This is a genomic window from Bifidobacterium moukalabense DSM 27321 (genome assembly GCF_000522505.1).
GTDB lineage: Bacteria > Actinomycetota > Actinomycetes > Actinomycetales > Bifidobacteriaceae > Bifidobacterium > Bifidobacterium moukalabense.
In genome coordinates this window covers 216,178-230,038 of the sequence record NZ_AZMV01000007.1, presented here as the reverse complement: position 1 = coordinate 230,038, position 13,861 = coordinate 216,178, and the positions used below count along the sequence as shown (strand labels likewise).

Annotated in this window: 10 protein-coding genes; 3 read left to right on the top strand and 7 right to left on the bottom strand. The window is 61.8% G+C overall.

Annotation, left to right across the window (positions count from 1 at the left end):
• Window positions 1–254 precede the first annotated feature (254 nt).
• The 3 genes from BMOU_RS07255 to BMOU_RS07245 are packed head-to-tail and all read left to right on the top strand — an operon-like array spanning window position 255 to window position 5,826.
• Entirely contained in the window at window positions 255–2,915 is a 2,661-nt protein-coding gene (locus BMOU_RS07255; RefSeq protein WP_034876267.1) for a YhgE/Pip domain-containing protein, read from the top strand.
• The gene (locus tag BMOU_RS07250; RefSeq protein WP_034876264.1) at window positions 2,912–5,149 is read left to right on the top strand and encodes a YhgE/Pip domain-containing protein; all 2,238 of its coding nucleotides are present in this window, start codon (window positions 2,912–2,914) and stop codon (window positions 5,147–5,149) included. The genes BMOU_RS07255 and BMOU_RS07250 overlap by 4 nt, the downstream gene beginning before the upstream one ends.
• Window positions 5,149–5,826 (top strand): TetR/AcrR family transcriptional regulator, encoded by a 678-nt coding sequence (locus BMOU_RS07245; RefSeq protein ID WP_034876262.1) that lies wholly within the window; start codon window positions 5,149–5,151, stop codon window positions 5,824–5,826. Before BMOU_RS07250 ends, BMOU_RS07245 begins: the two co-directional genes overlap by 1 nt.
• A 21-nt stretch (window positions 5,827–5,847) precedes the next feature.
• Here BMOU_RS07245 and BMOU_RS07240 read toward each other — a convergent pair whose 3' ends face one another.
• The 7 genes from BMOU_RS07240 to BMOU_RS07210 form a co-directional block, all read right to left on the bottom strand.
• Window positions 5,848–6,405, bottom strand: a complete 558-nt coding sequence (locus tag BMOU_RS07240) for an FMN-binding protein (RefSeq protein ID WP_034876260.1) — start codon at window positions 6,403–6,405, stop codon at window positions 5,848–5,850.
• A 99-nt stretch (window positions 6,406–6,504) separates the two neighbouring features.
• Window positions 6,505–7,317: an ABC transporter ATP-binding protein gene (locus BMOU_RS07235; RefSeq protein WP_034876258.1), complete on the bottom strand. Its 813-nt coding sequence runs from the start codon at window positions 7,315–7,317 to the stop codon at window positions 6,505–6,507.
• 2 nt (window positions 7,318–7,319) lie between these two features.
• Window positions 7,320–8,567, bottom strand: coding sequence for an ABC transporter permease (locus BMOU_RS07230; RefSeq protein WP_034877396.1), 1,248 nt, complete (start codon window positions 8,565–8,567; stop codon window positions 7,320–7,322).
• 19 nt (window positions 8,568–8,586) lie between these two features.
• Window positions 8,587–9,927, bottom strand: a complete 1,341-nt coding sequence (locus BMOU_RS07225) for an ABC transporter permease (RefSeq protein WP_034876257.1) — start codon at window positions 9,925–9,927, stop codon at window positions 8,587–8,589.
• Between the two features lie 21 nt (window positions 9,928–9,948).
• Complete coding sequence (locus BMOU_RS07220; protein ID WP_034876255.1) at window positions 9,949–11,220, bottom strand: DUF2318 domain-containing protein; 1,272 nt, start codon at window positions 11,218–11,220, stop codon at window positions 9,949–9,951.
• Between the two features lie 84 nt (window positions 11,221–11,304).
• Window positions 11,305–11,967 (bottom strand): iron transporter, encoded by a 663-nt coding sequence (locus tag BMOU_RS07215; protein ID WP_034876252.1) that lies wholly within the window; start codon window positions 11,965–11,967, stop codon window positions 11,305–11,307.
• A gap of 30 nt (window positions 11,968–11,997) precedes the next feature.
• Window positions 11,998–13,743 (bottom strand): FTR1 family iron permease, encoded by a 1,746-nt coding sequence (locus BMOU_RS07210; protein ID WP_034876250.1) that lies wholly within the window; start codon window positions 13,741–13,743, stop codon window positions 11,998–12,000.
• Between the last annotated feature and the right edge of the window lie 118 nt (window positions 13,744–13,861).

The window sequence follows — 13,861 nt, the reverse complement described above, 5'->3', positions numbered from 1 at the left end:
CAACGGCCGATTGGTTGATTTCTGAAAACCGCCGAGAATATTTCTGTAAGGTTTTCGAACGTTTACTGGGAATCACGACCCCCTCTTTTCGCCATGGACCGCGCGTTGCCTCCTCATCGGAGCAGGGGAAACGGGTTTGTCCGGGAGATGGTATTACGCTACTTGAAGCGTAGCGCTACGGATTGCGTATCGTTATGCGACAGTTGTGAACACCGCCACCACCGGAGCGATCCGGCAAAAGGGAGCGCCTTCCTATGAGCAATGTGCTGAGGATCCTGCGCCGTGACATCATGCGCATCCTTCGCGTACCCGCGGCATGGGTCATCATGACCGGCCTGACCGTCATCCCACCGATGTATGCATGGTTCAATATCTACGGATTCTGGGACCCATACGGCAACACCAACAACATCAGGGTCGCGGTGGCGAACGTCGACGAAGGCACCGACAACGCCATGCTGGGCCAGATGAATCTCGGCGACCAGATCGAAAGCACGCTCAGGAAGAACGATCAGCTCGGCTGGCAGTTCATGAGCAAGGCCAAGGCCATGGAGGCCGTGCAGTCGGGCGATTGCTATGCGGCCATCATCATCCCCAAGGATTTCAGCGAGGACCTTGCGGGCGTAATCACCGGCAATGCCGAGCGCCCGACCCTCGAATACTACGTGAACGAGAAGGTCAGCGCCTTCGTGCCGAAGGTCACCGACTCGGGCACCACCACCGTGGACCGCACCGTGAACAGCACCTTCGTCTCCACCGTAAGCGAGGTGCTCTCCAAAGCCGTGAACTCGGTAAGCGACACCATCACCACCCAGACCGACAATATCACCGGCGAAGCCGTCGCCGAACTCAACAAGACGCAGCAGAACGTGGCGAAGATCCGCGCCACCGTCAATGACCTCAACAACAATCTGGCCAACACCCCCAATCAGATCCAGGCCGCCCGCACCGCGCTGAACGATGTGCAGACCGCCGCCGCGAGCGCCGGCAAGGGGCTGACCGGCACTTCCAATCTGATCACCGACGTCCAGACCCGCATCACCACCTTCTCGTCGACCGCATCCGCATCGCTCGACCAGGGCTCGGCGCTGCTCTCGCAGCTGTCCACGCAGACGAACGCCAGCGTCAACACGATGACCGGCGGTCTGGCGGCGGCCAACGGCTATGCCAGCAGCGCCATCGGCACCATGCAGAAGGTCAACAGCGACAACGCGAAGGCGCTCGACAGCCTGCAGCAGATCGACATCTCCAGCGTCAGCCCCGAACTGAACAAGCAGTATCAGCAGATCATCAGCGACCTGCAATCACGCAACCAACAGTCGGCGAACACGCTCAACGATCTCAATCGGCTCAGTACCGACACCAAGAACACGGTGGCCAGCACCACAAAGCTGTCGAACCAGTTCAACACCTCCACGCAGTCCACATTGAACTCCGCCACGACCGCGCGCAAAGCCATCAATTCAGGCGCACTGCCACAGCTCAACAGCGGTCTGAGTTCGCTCGCCACGACCGCCGGCACCCTGTCCGGCACCGTGACCAGCCAGAATTTCCTGGCGCAACAGACCTCTTCCGTACTCGACCAGCTTGAAAAGGTGTCCGCCGACACACGTTCCATGCTGAAGGACACCGATGAGCAGCTGCAGACCATCGAAAACAAGCTGAGCCAGCTGTCCACCGATCTGAGCGCGCTGTCGGGCGCGAGCCTGCTGAACGGACTCCTCGGCGAAGACGGTCTGGACGTTACGAAAATCGCCGACTTCATGCAGTCCCCCACCGTGATCAAGACGAAGAACATCTACCCGGTGAACACCTACGGCTCCGGCATGGCGCCGATGTTCAACACCCTCTCGCTATGGGTGGGCGCGTTCGCGTACATGGTGATCATGAAGCTCGAGGTGGATGACGACGACCTTGAGGAACTCGACCTGACCACCACCGAAAAGTATCTTGGCCGATTCCTGCTGCTTGCCATCCCCGCCGCCATCCAGGGCGCGCTGTGCGCGATCGGCGACCTGATCATCGGCGTGCAGGCGGTCAACCCGTTCATGTTCGTTCTGACCGGCACGTTGACGTCGCTCACGTTCCTGAGCATCACCTACGCGTTGTCGACCACCTTCATGCATGTCGGCAAGGGCATGTGCATTCTGCTCGCGATTCTGCTGATTCCGGGCGGTTCCGGCCTGTACCCGATCGATATGATGCCGAAATTCTTCCGCGTGGTATATCCGTTCATTCCGTTCCGCTACACCATCGACGCCTTCCGTGAGACCATCGCCGGCTTCTATGACGGGCATTGGCTGAAGATGGTCGGCGTGATGCTGCTGTTCGCGGCGATCGCCTTCCTCATCGGCATCGTGGTCCGCCCGCTGCTGACCAATCTGAACCGCCTGTTCGCCCGCGAGATCGAGGAAAGCGACATGATCATCGGCGAACGGCCGATGGTGGAGGTCCGCAACTACAACGTGTCGCAGATCATCCACGTGCTGGCCGACAAGGGCGGCTACCGCAAGGCCATCGAGTATCGCGCAAGCAGGTTCACCGAACTGTACCCGAAGCTCAAGCGCGGCGCCCTGATCGCCGGCTTCGTCGTGCCGGCCATCCTGGCCACCGTGTTCTCGTTGACCAACGGCACGAAACTGGTCGCGTTGGCCACATGGATCATCTGGGTGCTGCTCATCATCGGCTTCCTGATGGTCATCGAATACATGCGCGACAGCATGCGCCGCCAGGTGGAGCTCGGCTCCCTGAGCGACGACGCCATCCAAGGCATGCTCATGGAACGCCAGGAGGCCCGCATCCGCCGCAAGAAGCGCACTCTGGAGGAGCGCAAGGCCAGGTTGGCGCACAAGGCCAAACCGACGCGCAAGGCCGCCAGGCACCACCGCACGAAGAACGAAAAGGACAACGCATGAAGGCAATCTGGAAGCTGTTCGCAGGCGACGTCAAACGACTTACCAGCAACGTCGTGTCCGTAATCATCGTCGTCGGCCTGACCGTGCTGCCCGCGCTGTTCACCTGGTTCAACGTGGCCGCCAGCTGGGACCCGTTCTCCAACACCGGCAACCTGAAATTCGCCGTCGCGAACGTGGACGCCGGGTACAAAAGCGATCTGATCCCCGTCAGGATCAACGTCGGCGATCAGGTGGTCAACACCCTGCGCGCCAACAGCCAGCTCGACTGGACCTTCACCACCAAGGAGGAGGCCATCGACGGCACGAAATCCGGCAAATACTATGCCGCCGTCATCATTCCGAAGAATTTCAGCAAACGCATGATGACCTTCTTCTCGAAGGATTCCAAACATGCGGAACTCACCTACTACAACAACGAGAAGAAGAACGCGCTCGCGCCGAAGGTGACCGGCCAGGGCGCGGACACCGTATCGGCGGAGATCAACGAGATGTTCTCGAAGACGCTCACCGAAACGGCACTGGACCTCGCCACGCAGCTGTCCGATCAGCTCGACAAGCCCGAGGCGAAGAACCAGCTGCAGCAGTTCAGCTCGAACATCAGCGATTTCGCGGCCGGACTCACACAGACCGCTTCCTCGCTCGCCACCTTCAGCTCGCTGACCGGCAGCGCACAGACCCTGCTCGACAGCTCCGGCAGCCTGATCCGGCAGGCCACGTCCAGCGCGAAAACCGCCGGCAAGCAGCTGAAATCGGCCGCCGGCAGCATTGCCGACCTGTCCGACGCGCTGGACACCTCCACCGAAGCGCTCGGCACCGCCATCAAACAGTCCGGCGACAGTTTCGCGGCGGTGGGAGACTCGGTCGACTCGCTGCTCACCGATGTGAGCACGCAGGCGGGCGACACCGCGACCGCATTGCGCAATCAGGCGACCAACGTGACCAGCCAGGCCGCGCAGTATCAGCAGATCGTCGACAGTCTGCAGAACACCCACGACGACCTGCAGAACAAACTCGACACCGATACGTCGCTGACCGACCTGGAAAAGAAGACACTGACGGCGGCCATCGGCAAATTCGAAGCGGCCATCAGCAAGCTGAGCAATGCCATCGATACGCAGAAGACGCTCGCGACCACGCTCACCGACGCGGCACAGCATATCGATGACGGCGTCAGCGATTCCAAGGAAAGCCGGACCGCGATCAAGGATCTCGCCACGCAGGCGAAGGCCGCGATCGATGCCGTGCACACCGATTTCGACACGAATCTCAAGCCGCAGCTCAACGAGATCGGCAGCTCCGTAAGCACCGCCTCGAACGCGCTGAACGCGAGCGCCGCCAACCTCAAGAACGCTCTCGGCGACCTCAACAAGACCACGTCAAGCGCGGACAAGCAGCTGACCACCATTCGCGAGGTGCTGGATTCCACCGCGAACAGCCTCACCACGGCCGGCAACAAGCTTTCCGCGTTCAACGCCACGCTGTCCGATGCGCTGAACAGCGGCGACATGAGCATGGTCAAGGATGTGCTGGGCAAGAACACCGACTCGCTGGCCACCACGCTTGCGGCGCCGGTCAAGGTGAAGCGTACCGCCGTGTTCCCGGTGAAGAATTTCGGCTCGCAACTTGCCCCGTTGTACACGTTCGTGACGCTGTGGGTGGGCGCGCTGCTCATGTCCGTGACCCTGAAGACCTCCGTGTCGCGCAAGACCCGCATGGCATTGGGCGATCCGAAACCGCACCAGCTGTTCTTCGGCCACTATCTCGTGTTCGCGGTGATCGCGCTCATGCAGGCCACGTTCTCGCTTGGCGGCAGCCTGCTGTTCATGCATGTGCAGGCTGTGCATCCGCTGCTGTTCATGGTCTCCGGCTGGATCTCCGCGCTGGTCTACTCGTTCTTCACGTACACGATGGTGTCGAGCTTCGGCAACGTGGGCAAGGCCATCGGCGTGCTGTTCCTCATCATGCAGATCTCCGGTTCGAACGGCGCGTATCCCCTGGCCGTGATGCCGCGCATCATCTCCGCCATCAGCCCGTTCCTGCCGGTCACGCATTCGATCACGGCCATGCGTGCGGCCATCGCCGGCGTCTACGACAATGATTTCTGGACGTCGATCGGCGCACTGGCGCTGTTCATCCCGCCGCTGCTGCTCATCGGCCTGCTGCTGCGCATTCCGATGATGAAGTTCAACAAGTGGTACATCGCAAAGGTGGAAAGCACGAAGGTGATCATGTGATGAACGGATCGATGAACGCCGATATGCCGCCGGCCACCTCCCCCGCCATTCCCCCGGCCGTTTCGCCGGCAAGCGTGGTCGAGACGGCGGTGCAGGGAGCCGTGCAGAAGATTCAGGGTCGCCGTGAGCAGCTGCGCGAGCAGACCGACCGCAAGATCATGCGGGCCACGTTGGAGATCGTGATCTCCAAAGGCGTCGCGGCCGTGACAATCGAGGAGGTCGCCCGTCGCTCAGGCGTAGCCAAAACAACGATCTACCGGCGTTACAGGAACGCCGACGACCTGTTGCACCGCATTCAGCTGCAGGTCGCCGGATTGCCGGATTTCGGCGACCTGCAGCCGTCCCGCTCCGGTCTGCAGACCATGCTGGAACGCATCCAGAGCTGCTTCGACAGCGAAATCGGCCTGAAGGCCGTCGGCGTGGTGCTCTCAACCGACAACGATTCCCTGAAGACGATCGCCGATCAGATGGTCTCGCCCGCGGAGCAACGCTTTGCGGCGTTCATCGAACGCGGAGTGACGAGTGAGATCTTCCGGCATGGATTGGATGTGAAGTTCCTGTTCAGCACCATACTGGGCTCCATGCTCACCAGCAAGGCATTGCGCAAGGATTCCGACTCCGATATTCCCTGGTCGGAGCGCATGACCGCGCTCATCTGGCCGTTCATGGCCGCCTGAGCGCGGCGCCACGGTCGCCGGCTACTGGATGGAGGCCTCCTGGCGAGCCACCTCCAAAGCCTTGTTGAAGGCCTCGGTGGTCCAGCTGGCACCGGCGAGCTTGTCGATTTTGAGGTCTTTCAGGGGTTTGCCCACCACGGCATCCGGAACGGCCTTGGCGAAGGCGTCCTGATGCTTCTTGGAGATCGACGTGAACGGGTGGCCGACGATGCTCACGTCGGTCACGTTCTGGTCCTTGATGGTCAGATGCACGTCGATGGTGTCCTCGCCGACCGGGCCGTACTGGCCATTGATCGAGTACGTGCCGTCGGCGTAATCGCCGGTGTCCTTCTTGTCGGACTTCGTGGAGTCCGAGTCGTCGGCATGGTTCTTGACGGAATCGTCGCCGCTGGCGGAGTTATCGGTCGCCTTGCCATCGGTTTTGGACTTGTCTTCCTGCGATTCGACGCTTTCGCCGGAATTGCCGGCGTATTCATCGTCCATCGGCGTCGCCTTCGGTTCGCCGCATGCCGACAGCAGCGCAAGGCTGGCCGCGGTCAGAGCGATGACCTTCACCGCTGTCGATTTCTCGTCACTCATGATCACTCCATAACGATGATGCAAAAAGGGGGCATGCGTTTCGTATAGAGGTTGCGCATGCACGTCCCGTCTATTTCCGTCTATTCTCGTCTATTCCTTCTATTCTTCCCCGCCGGTTTTCGCCGCCTTCGTGGGATCGGCGAATTCGATGGCGGTTTCGCCGGTCTGCGCGCCCTCGGCGGTCGATCCGGTGAAGGCGGGCTTGCCGCCGGCCGCCTCATACGCCTGCCTTGCTGCCCCATCATTCCATTTTTCGCCGATAAGCACACCATGGTTGAGCATGATTTCTCGCTGCGCGCAGGAGGCGACGAGCGCGTCATGCGTCACGACGATGATCGTGGTGCCCTGCTCGTGCAGCTGGCGGAACAGGTCCAGCACGATCTTCTCGTTCCTCTCATCCAGATTGCCGGTCGGCTCATCGGCGAGAATCAGCTTGGGGCAGTTGATAAGCGCACGGGCGATGCACACGCGCTGCTGTTCGCCGCCGGAAAGCTGGCCCGGCAGATGGTGCGCGCGATCCTTCAATCCCACGCGTTCCAACGCCTCCAAGGCCTGTTTCTCATCGACCACGGAATGGTAGTACTGCGCGACCATCACGTTCTCCACGGCCGTCAGATGCGGTACGAGATAGAACTTCTGGAACACGAGGCCGATCATGTTCTTGCGCACGTCGGCGAGCTGCCTGGCATTCAGATCCTCAAGCTTGCGGCCTTCGAGCATCACGGAACCCTTGGACGGCGTATCCATGCAGCCGATCATGTTCATCAGCGTGGTCTTGCCGGAACCGGACGAACCGACAATCGCCAGCCATTCGCCTTCCGGCACGGTCAGGCTCAGGTCGTCGACGGCGTGCAGGTCGCCGTAGATCTTGGAGATGTGGTCAAGCTCAAGCAGGGTGTGTTCGGAGCCCATGATTATTCCTCCCTCAAAACGATGGCGGGGTCGATGCGGGTCGCGCGGCGGACCGGCGGAATGGATGCGATGACGGCGATGAGCATGCTCAATACAAGCGATGCGAGACCCAGCGGCCAGTTGAAGCCGATGGCGCGTTCGAATACGGTGACGCACAGCACACGGGCCAGCGCATAGCCGATGGCCGTACCGAACAGGCCGCCGATAAGGCCGTATATGGCGGATTCCACGTAGAATTCGGTGCCGATCGCCTGCGACGGGGCGCCCAAGGCCTTGCGTAGGCCGATTTCGTTACGTCGCTGGCTCACGATGGAGCTGATGGTGGTGCCCACGCCGACCAACGTCAGCACCAGCACGACAAGCGAGACGATCCAGAACAGCGTCTGCAGCATGGTGATGATGCGGGTGTCGGACGAGGTGATCTTGGTGACGGTCTGCGCCTTCACGCCGGTGTTCGGGTTGGCGTTGAGGCTTGTGACGATGGCGTTCAGGTCATCGCCCATCGCGTTCACGGAGTATTCGACCACGTCGGCGCCGCGCTTGGAGCCGGCCAGTTTGGCCACGTCCGCGGTGGTGGCGTACACGATGGAATCCTCGTTACCACCGGTGTCGACGATGCCGGCCACGCGGAATTCGGTGCCTTCGTTGTTCATGATGTCGGAGGAGATGCGGCCGTTCTCCGTGGTCTGCGAACCCTGCGAACCATGTTGCGTGTCCGATTCATCGGAATCGGACGTCTGCGAGCCGTCGGCGTTGTCGGAGGCGCGGTACCCGATGGTGATGCGCGAGCCGATGTGCACGCCGAGCGCGTCGGCCACGTCGCGGCCGACCATCACATTGCCTTCGCTCGGCCAGTCACCGGTCACGTTCCAGTGGCGGTTGAGCGCCCGCACGGCCTTGGGGTTGATGCCGGCCAGCGTATACGGCGCGGAGTTGATGCGCACGCTTTCGTAGCGGTAGGCGGCGGATTTCGCGCTGTGTTCGGCCGTTACGAGGGCGGTCACGTCGCTGATGGTGGCGTTGTCGATGCCTTTGGATTTCGAGGTCGCATCGGAGGGGGTGACGATGAGGTTCGCGCCGTATGCGCGCATCTCCTCGTTCATCTGCTGCGGCACGGCGATGCACACGGAGGCCAGGCAGAACAACGTGGCCGCGCCGACCAGCGACGCGATCACGGCCATCACCGCACGTGAGCGGCGGCGGAACACCGCGCCCCACAGCATGGTGAAGAACATCTTGCGATTGGTCATTTCATGCCTCTTGCGTTCATCAGCGGCCATGGAGCACCTCCGCAGGCTTCAGGTTCAGAATCGAACGGATCGACGAGAACGAGGCGATGAGCACGGTGACGGCAAGCAGTACGAACACCAGCACAAACACCATCGGACGCATCGTGATGCCGGAGCCGAACACCACATGCCCCACGATCTGGGCCACGCCGGAGCCCAGCAGCGCGCCGACCAGCGCACCGACCAGCGAGATCACGGCGGTTTCGGCGAGCATCAGGCGGGAGACCGCGCCATCCGTCGCGCCGATCGCCTTCATCAGGGCAAGCTCGGACCCGCGTTCGCCGATCGAGGCGGCCATCAGGTTCGCCACGGCGATCGCGGCCGCGACCAGCGAAAGCACGGTCATCAGCACCATCACCGCCTGCGTCTTCTGCAGCACATCGCCCTGCAATGCGGCGACCTGGCGCACCTGCTTGGCCACGGACCCCGGAATCACCTCTTCGATCTGGTAGGCGATGGATGACGGGTATGCGGTGCAGTACCACGTCTCCCATTCGTCCTGCGTCAGCGCGTTCGGATTCTTCGACGCCTTGCGCGCCAGGTCGTTGTCGGGTGTGGTCAGCGCCTTGACTTCGATCTTGTCGATCGCATCGGGCAGGTTCGCCAGCGTCTGCGCCACGATGGACGGAACGTACATGCCGTTGTTGTCGGAATCGCCCGAATCGTAGATGCCGGTGATCTTCACCTTCACCTGATTGCGTTCGCCGGTGGAGATGGTTTTGCCGAGCGTGACGGTGTCGCCGATCTTCACGCCGAGCTTCGACGCCAGCGTGGTGCCGATCAGGCCCTGTTCGGTGTCGTCCTTCGGCCAAGAGCCGTCGAGCTTCCACCAGGAACGCATGCCGTTCATGCCCGCCACGGTGGATTCGCCGGAATCCATGTGCAGGGTTTTGGCGAACCATGTGCCCACGATCGGAACGTTGGTGGCCTTGCATGAATCGGCGGATGCCGATCCCGAGCATCCGGCGTCCACGTGGATGTTGAGTTCCGGCGCGAAGTTGGTGATGTTGAACGCCCAGAAGATCGTCTTGATCTTCGGCGCGTCCGATTCCTTCAGGAACGCGGTCGGGTCGGCGTCGGAGGCCGAGCCGGAAGATCCCGAGGTGTTGTACAGATCGCTCACCACCGCGTCGGCCTTCGGCTGCACGGTGATGTTCGAACCGTAGGTCGACAGCTCGGCGTTGAGCTTGTCGCCGACGTCGAACACCACGCCGAGCATGGCCACGCTCACGGTGGCCGACAGGCACACGGTGACGGCGATCAGCAGACGGCGTTTGAACTGGCGGCTGAACGAGCGGAAGATCATGCGGAGAAAGAACATCGGTCGATCACTCCTTTCCGCTCACTGGAAGTGGCTCGACAGCGCGTCGAGCACGGAGGTCTGGATGACGATTTTGCCCAGTTTGACCTGGTAGTCGAACGGCACCGGATTGCAGCCGCCCTTGAAGCCGATGGTCGCAAGGTTGATGGCCACATCGCACTTCTTGCAGATGATCTTGCCGTCCTTTTCGTAGTAGCCGGCGTCGCCGCAGTTGTCGCAGGCGTCGAGACCGACGCCGTACGCGCCGCCGTTCTTCTTGATGATGATGAAGCGCATGACGGTGCCATCCTTCGCCTTGTACTGGAAGCGGTGCAGATGGCCGTCGGAGACCTGGTCGAACGTGATGGTGGCCACGCCGTCCTTGAGCGAGTACTCCTCGGGCGGTGAAAGGGTGACGACCTTCTGCGTCTGCGCCACGCCGTAGGTCAGCGCCACGGTGATGCCGATCATGGCGACGAGGCTCCATGCGCCGGCGGCCTTCGCACGGCGGCGGAACGCCACATGGGAGCGTGCGATCGCCTCGTTGGGGCCGGTCGGCTTGACCTTGAAGCCCATGACGATGCTGGCGGCAGCCGGGATGACGAATACGAGCGCCATGGCGATGGCCATTTCGCGCTGATGATTGATGCCCCATACGAGCGCCAGGAACGCGGCGGTCGGGAAGCTGACGATGCGCTTGGACTGCAGCAGTTGCGCCAGATCGGTGAAATGCGAGGTGAACAGCAGCACGATGAGCAGCAGCACGGCCGTGGTGAACGACCAGCGCACGGCCGTGGAACGCATCGTACGGAAGATGCAGGCCGCGATGATCGCGGTGGCGGCGCCGAGCGCAAAGCCGAGCGCGCGGAGCAGCATGTCGGAGGTGAAGACCGGATCGCCCGGCTCCACGAAGATCGTAAGGCGCAGGATCACGTCGGGCAGCGCACGGAAGGTGGTGGCGGCGATCGCCAACGCGGCGATGAGATTGGCCGCATCCAGCGCAAACCGATGGTCATGCCAGTGGGTGGTGATGCGTCGCGCGCATATCACGATCGCGAATGTCGCGATATCGAAGATCACGCAGCACCATAGCGTCGGATAGTTGACGAAGGTGCGCTGCGTGATTACGGCCGTGGCGCGCAGGGCGGCGAATACGACGGCACCCGCGAAACCGACGAGGAAGCCGGCCAGCCGCCAATACGCGCTCAGCGGCTTGTCGCGCCCCTCGCCGACGGTGAGCATCACGTTCAGCGCCATGACCAGCAAAGCCGGTGCCAGCAATCCCTGCAACACCGTCACATACTGCAGCAGCATCTTTCCCCTTACCATTACGCATGAAGTCGGAACCCGCTGCCGCGGGCTCCGACTCAACTGGATCTATAGTCTAGACGGCGAGACTCACCACTCCTGCGGAGTGTAGTTCCAATCCGGGAAGGTGACCTCGAGTGGTTCGGTCCAGAAGCGGCCCTTGACGCCGGTTTCCGGATCGACGTGCAGCATCCAGCCCTTCTTCTCCGGGGATTCGATCTTCAGCACGAGCTTGTAGGAGCCGGCCTTGTCGAGCTTGATGTTGGCGCCATAGTGCGGGCCGTCGGAGGCGTTCATCTGCATGAAGGTGCCGGAGCCGACGGACTCGTTGGAGGTCTTGTCGATGATGTCGTAGTTCACGGTCAGGTCCGGAACGAAGTCACCCTTGCCGTAGCCGAGTTCGGTGCCCTTCTGGTTGGCGTGGATGTCGGCTTCGAGGTGGAAGCTGGCGTCGGCGGCCTTCAGGCCCATGCCGGACGGCTCCATATCGATCGGCTGGAAGTACACGGCGTTGACGGTCAGCGGGCCGACCTCCTGATCGGAGTGATTCTCGTCGACCTGGATCTCCTCGAAGCCGGCGGAGTCGTCGGAGCTGGAGTCGTCCTTGCTGGAATCGTCGGAGGCCGTGGACGAGGAGCTGCTGCTCTTGTCGTTGGAGGCGGAGCTGTTGCCGTTGCCGCAGCCGGACAGCGAGAAGGCCATGGAGCCGGCCAGCAGGATGCCGAGCAGTGCGGCGATCTTCTTGTTCTTCATTATCTCTTCCTTTGTTTCTTTGGGTTCCGTTTAGGAGATATCGGAAATCTTGAGTTTGCGTTTCCTGACGAAGCCGACCACGAACAGTGCGATCACGGCGATGGCGGCCAGCGCCTGCGCCACAAGGCATTCGACGTACGGATACAGGCCGATCCAGTCGTTGGTCGGCACGTTGCTCAGGTAGGTGCCTTCGATCAGGTCGCCTTCGATCAGCGCATGGATGCCGCCGCCGGCGAAGATGACGACCAACACGGCCATCAGAATCGAGGTGACGAGGAAGAACGGGCCGATCGGAATCTTCACGGAGGTGAAGCGCAGCACGAAGAAGATGATCAGCAGCACGACCGCGGCTGCGATGCCGCCAATCCACATGCCGCGTGAATCCTGGCTCATCGAATAGATGGACTCGTAGAAGATCACCGTTTCGGCGCCTTCGCGGAACACCGCGAGGAAGCTCAGCATGGCGAGCGAGACGACCATGCCGAAGCTTACGCCCTCGCCGGCCTCCATCTTGCTTTGCGCACTGGCCACGGCGGCCTCGGTCTTGTTGCGGATGTAGCGGTTCCACGCCTCCACGGAGCTCTTGTTGAGCATCCAGTTGCTGGTCCACAGCAGCATGGCCATGGCGATGAGCGCGCACACGCCTTCGGAAATCTCCTGAATCGGGCCGGATCCGCCGAACAGGAAGGTGAAGAGCACCGCGATCAGGCCGGAGCCCGCCAGGCCGGCGAGCACGCCGAGGTAGATGAACTTGGTGAAGCGCTTGTTGCCCGACTTCACCAGGTAGGCGATCACCGCGGCCACCACCAGCAGCGCTTCGAGGCCCTCACGGATCAGAATGAGGAACGCCTGCCCGACGGAGCTGGTGATGAACCTGGTGAAGCTGTTGACATTGCCGGTCGCGCCGCCGTCGAGCGTGGCCGCATCCTCCACGAGCCAGCTCTTCAAGTCGTCGACCAGTTGCTTGATCTCCTTCTGGGAGCCGCCGTCGCGCATGGTCTTGCGGGTCATCTTGAACTGGTATTCGACCTGCGAGACGCGGTCGCCGGAGATCGCGTTCATGACGTTCTTTTCGAAGCCGAGCTTCTCGTAGTACTGGTAGTACGCGGTGTTGACGAGGCTGGAGCCTTCCGAGCCCTTGCCGGAAACGGCGGCCTTGTATGCCTTGTCGAGGATGACGTTCATCTCGCTGGCCACGTCGCTCCAGGTGCGGTCGCCCTTGCCCTTGGAGGAGTTCTTCTTGGCCGCGTCGAGCTTCTTGCGCTCCTTGGCGGTCTCTTCCGCGCGCTGTTTCGCGTATTCCTTGGGATTGGCGAGGCTGGTGTCGGCGTCAAGCGTCTGTGCGGTCGCGTTGAGGTCAGCGGTCAGCGCGTCGACCTTGGAGGCGATGGCGTCGCCCTGGCCCTGCTGATAGGCCAGGCCCTCGAGGTCGGTGAATTCCTGCAGCAGTGCCTTCTGCTTGTCGGCGCCGATGGTGTCGTTGACGACCTTGGAGAAGTTGGATGCGTCGTAGCCGACCCAGTGCGCGTTCTGGAAGTCGGTGCCGGCCTGATAGTAGTTGCCGTCGCCGTAGTCCTGTTCGGCGGTCTCAAGCTGCCGTTCGATGTTGGCCGCGACCTCGGCCCAGGAGTCGAAGTTCGTCTGGGAGTCATCGGCGGCAAGCGCCTGCTGCGGCATCGACATACAGGCGAACATCGTGGCAAGCATGATCATCATCGCCGCGATGATGGCGGTGATGCGTCCAAGGCCCTGCGAGCGCTCGTCGCGCAATGACATGAGACCGGTTCCTCTCTCTCAGCCCGTTGCAAAAGTCTGATTGATGCGCCCCCGTTGCCGTACGCAACATGCGCACCGTGACCACAACATAGAACGGAAGATTCCGGAAGAACAGTCT

Bases quoted from the DNA above. Each gene is read 5' to 3' on its own strand.
- BMOU_RS07255 (WP_034876267.1), top strand. From the start codon at position 255: ATGAGCAATGTGCTGAGGATCCTGCGCCGTGACATCATGCGCATCCTT.
- BMOU_RS07250 (WP_034876264.1), top strand. From the start codon at position 2,912: ATGAAGGCAATCTGGAAGCTGTTCGCAGGCGACGTCAAACGACTTACC.
- BMOU_RS07245 (WP_034876262.1), top strand. From the start codon at position 5,149: ATGAACGGATCGATGAACGCCGATATGCCGCCGGCCACCTCCCCCGCC.
- BMOU_RS07240 (WP_034876260.1), bottom strand. From the start codon at position 6,405: ATGAGTGACGAGAAATCGACAGCGGTGAAGGTCATCGCTCTGACCGCG.
- BMOU_RS07235 (WP_034876258.1), bottom strand. From the start codon at position 7,317: ATGGGCTCCGAACACACCCTGCTTGAGCTTGACCACATCTCCAAGATC.
- BMOU_RS07230 (WP_034877396.1), bottom strand. From the start codon at position 8,567: ATGACCAATCGCAAGATGTTCTTCACCATGCTGTGGGGCGCGGTGTTC.
- BMOU_RS07225 (WP_034876257.1), bottom strand. From the start codon at position 9,927: ATGTTCTTTCTCCGCATGATCTTCCGCTCGTTCAGCCGCCAGTTCAAA.
- BMOU_RS07220 (WP_034876255.1), bottom strand. From the start codon at position 11,220: ATGCTGCTGCAGTATGTGACGGTGTTGCAGGGATTGCTGGCACCGGCT.
- BMOU_RS07215 (WP_034876252.1), bottom strand. From the start codon at position 11,967: ATGAAGAACAAGAAGATCGCCGCACTGCTCGGCATCCTGCTGGCCGGC.
- BMOU_RS07210 (WP_034876250.1), bottom strand. From the start codon at position 13,743: ATGTCATTGCGCGACGAGCGCTCGCAGGGCCTTGGACGCATCACCGCC.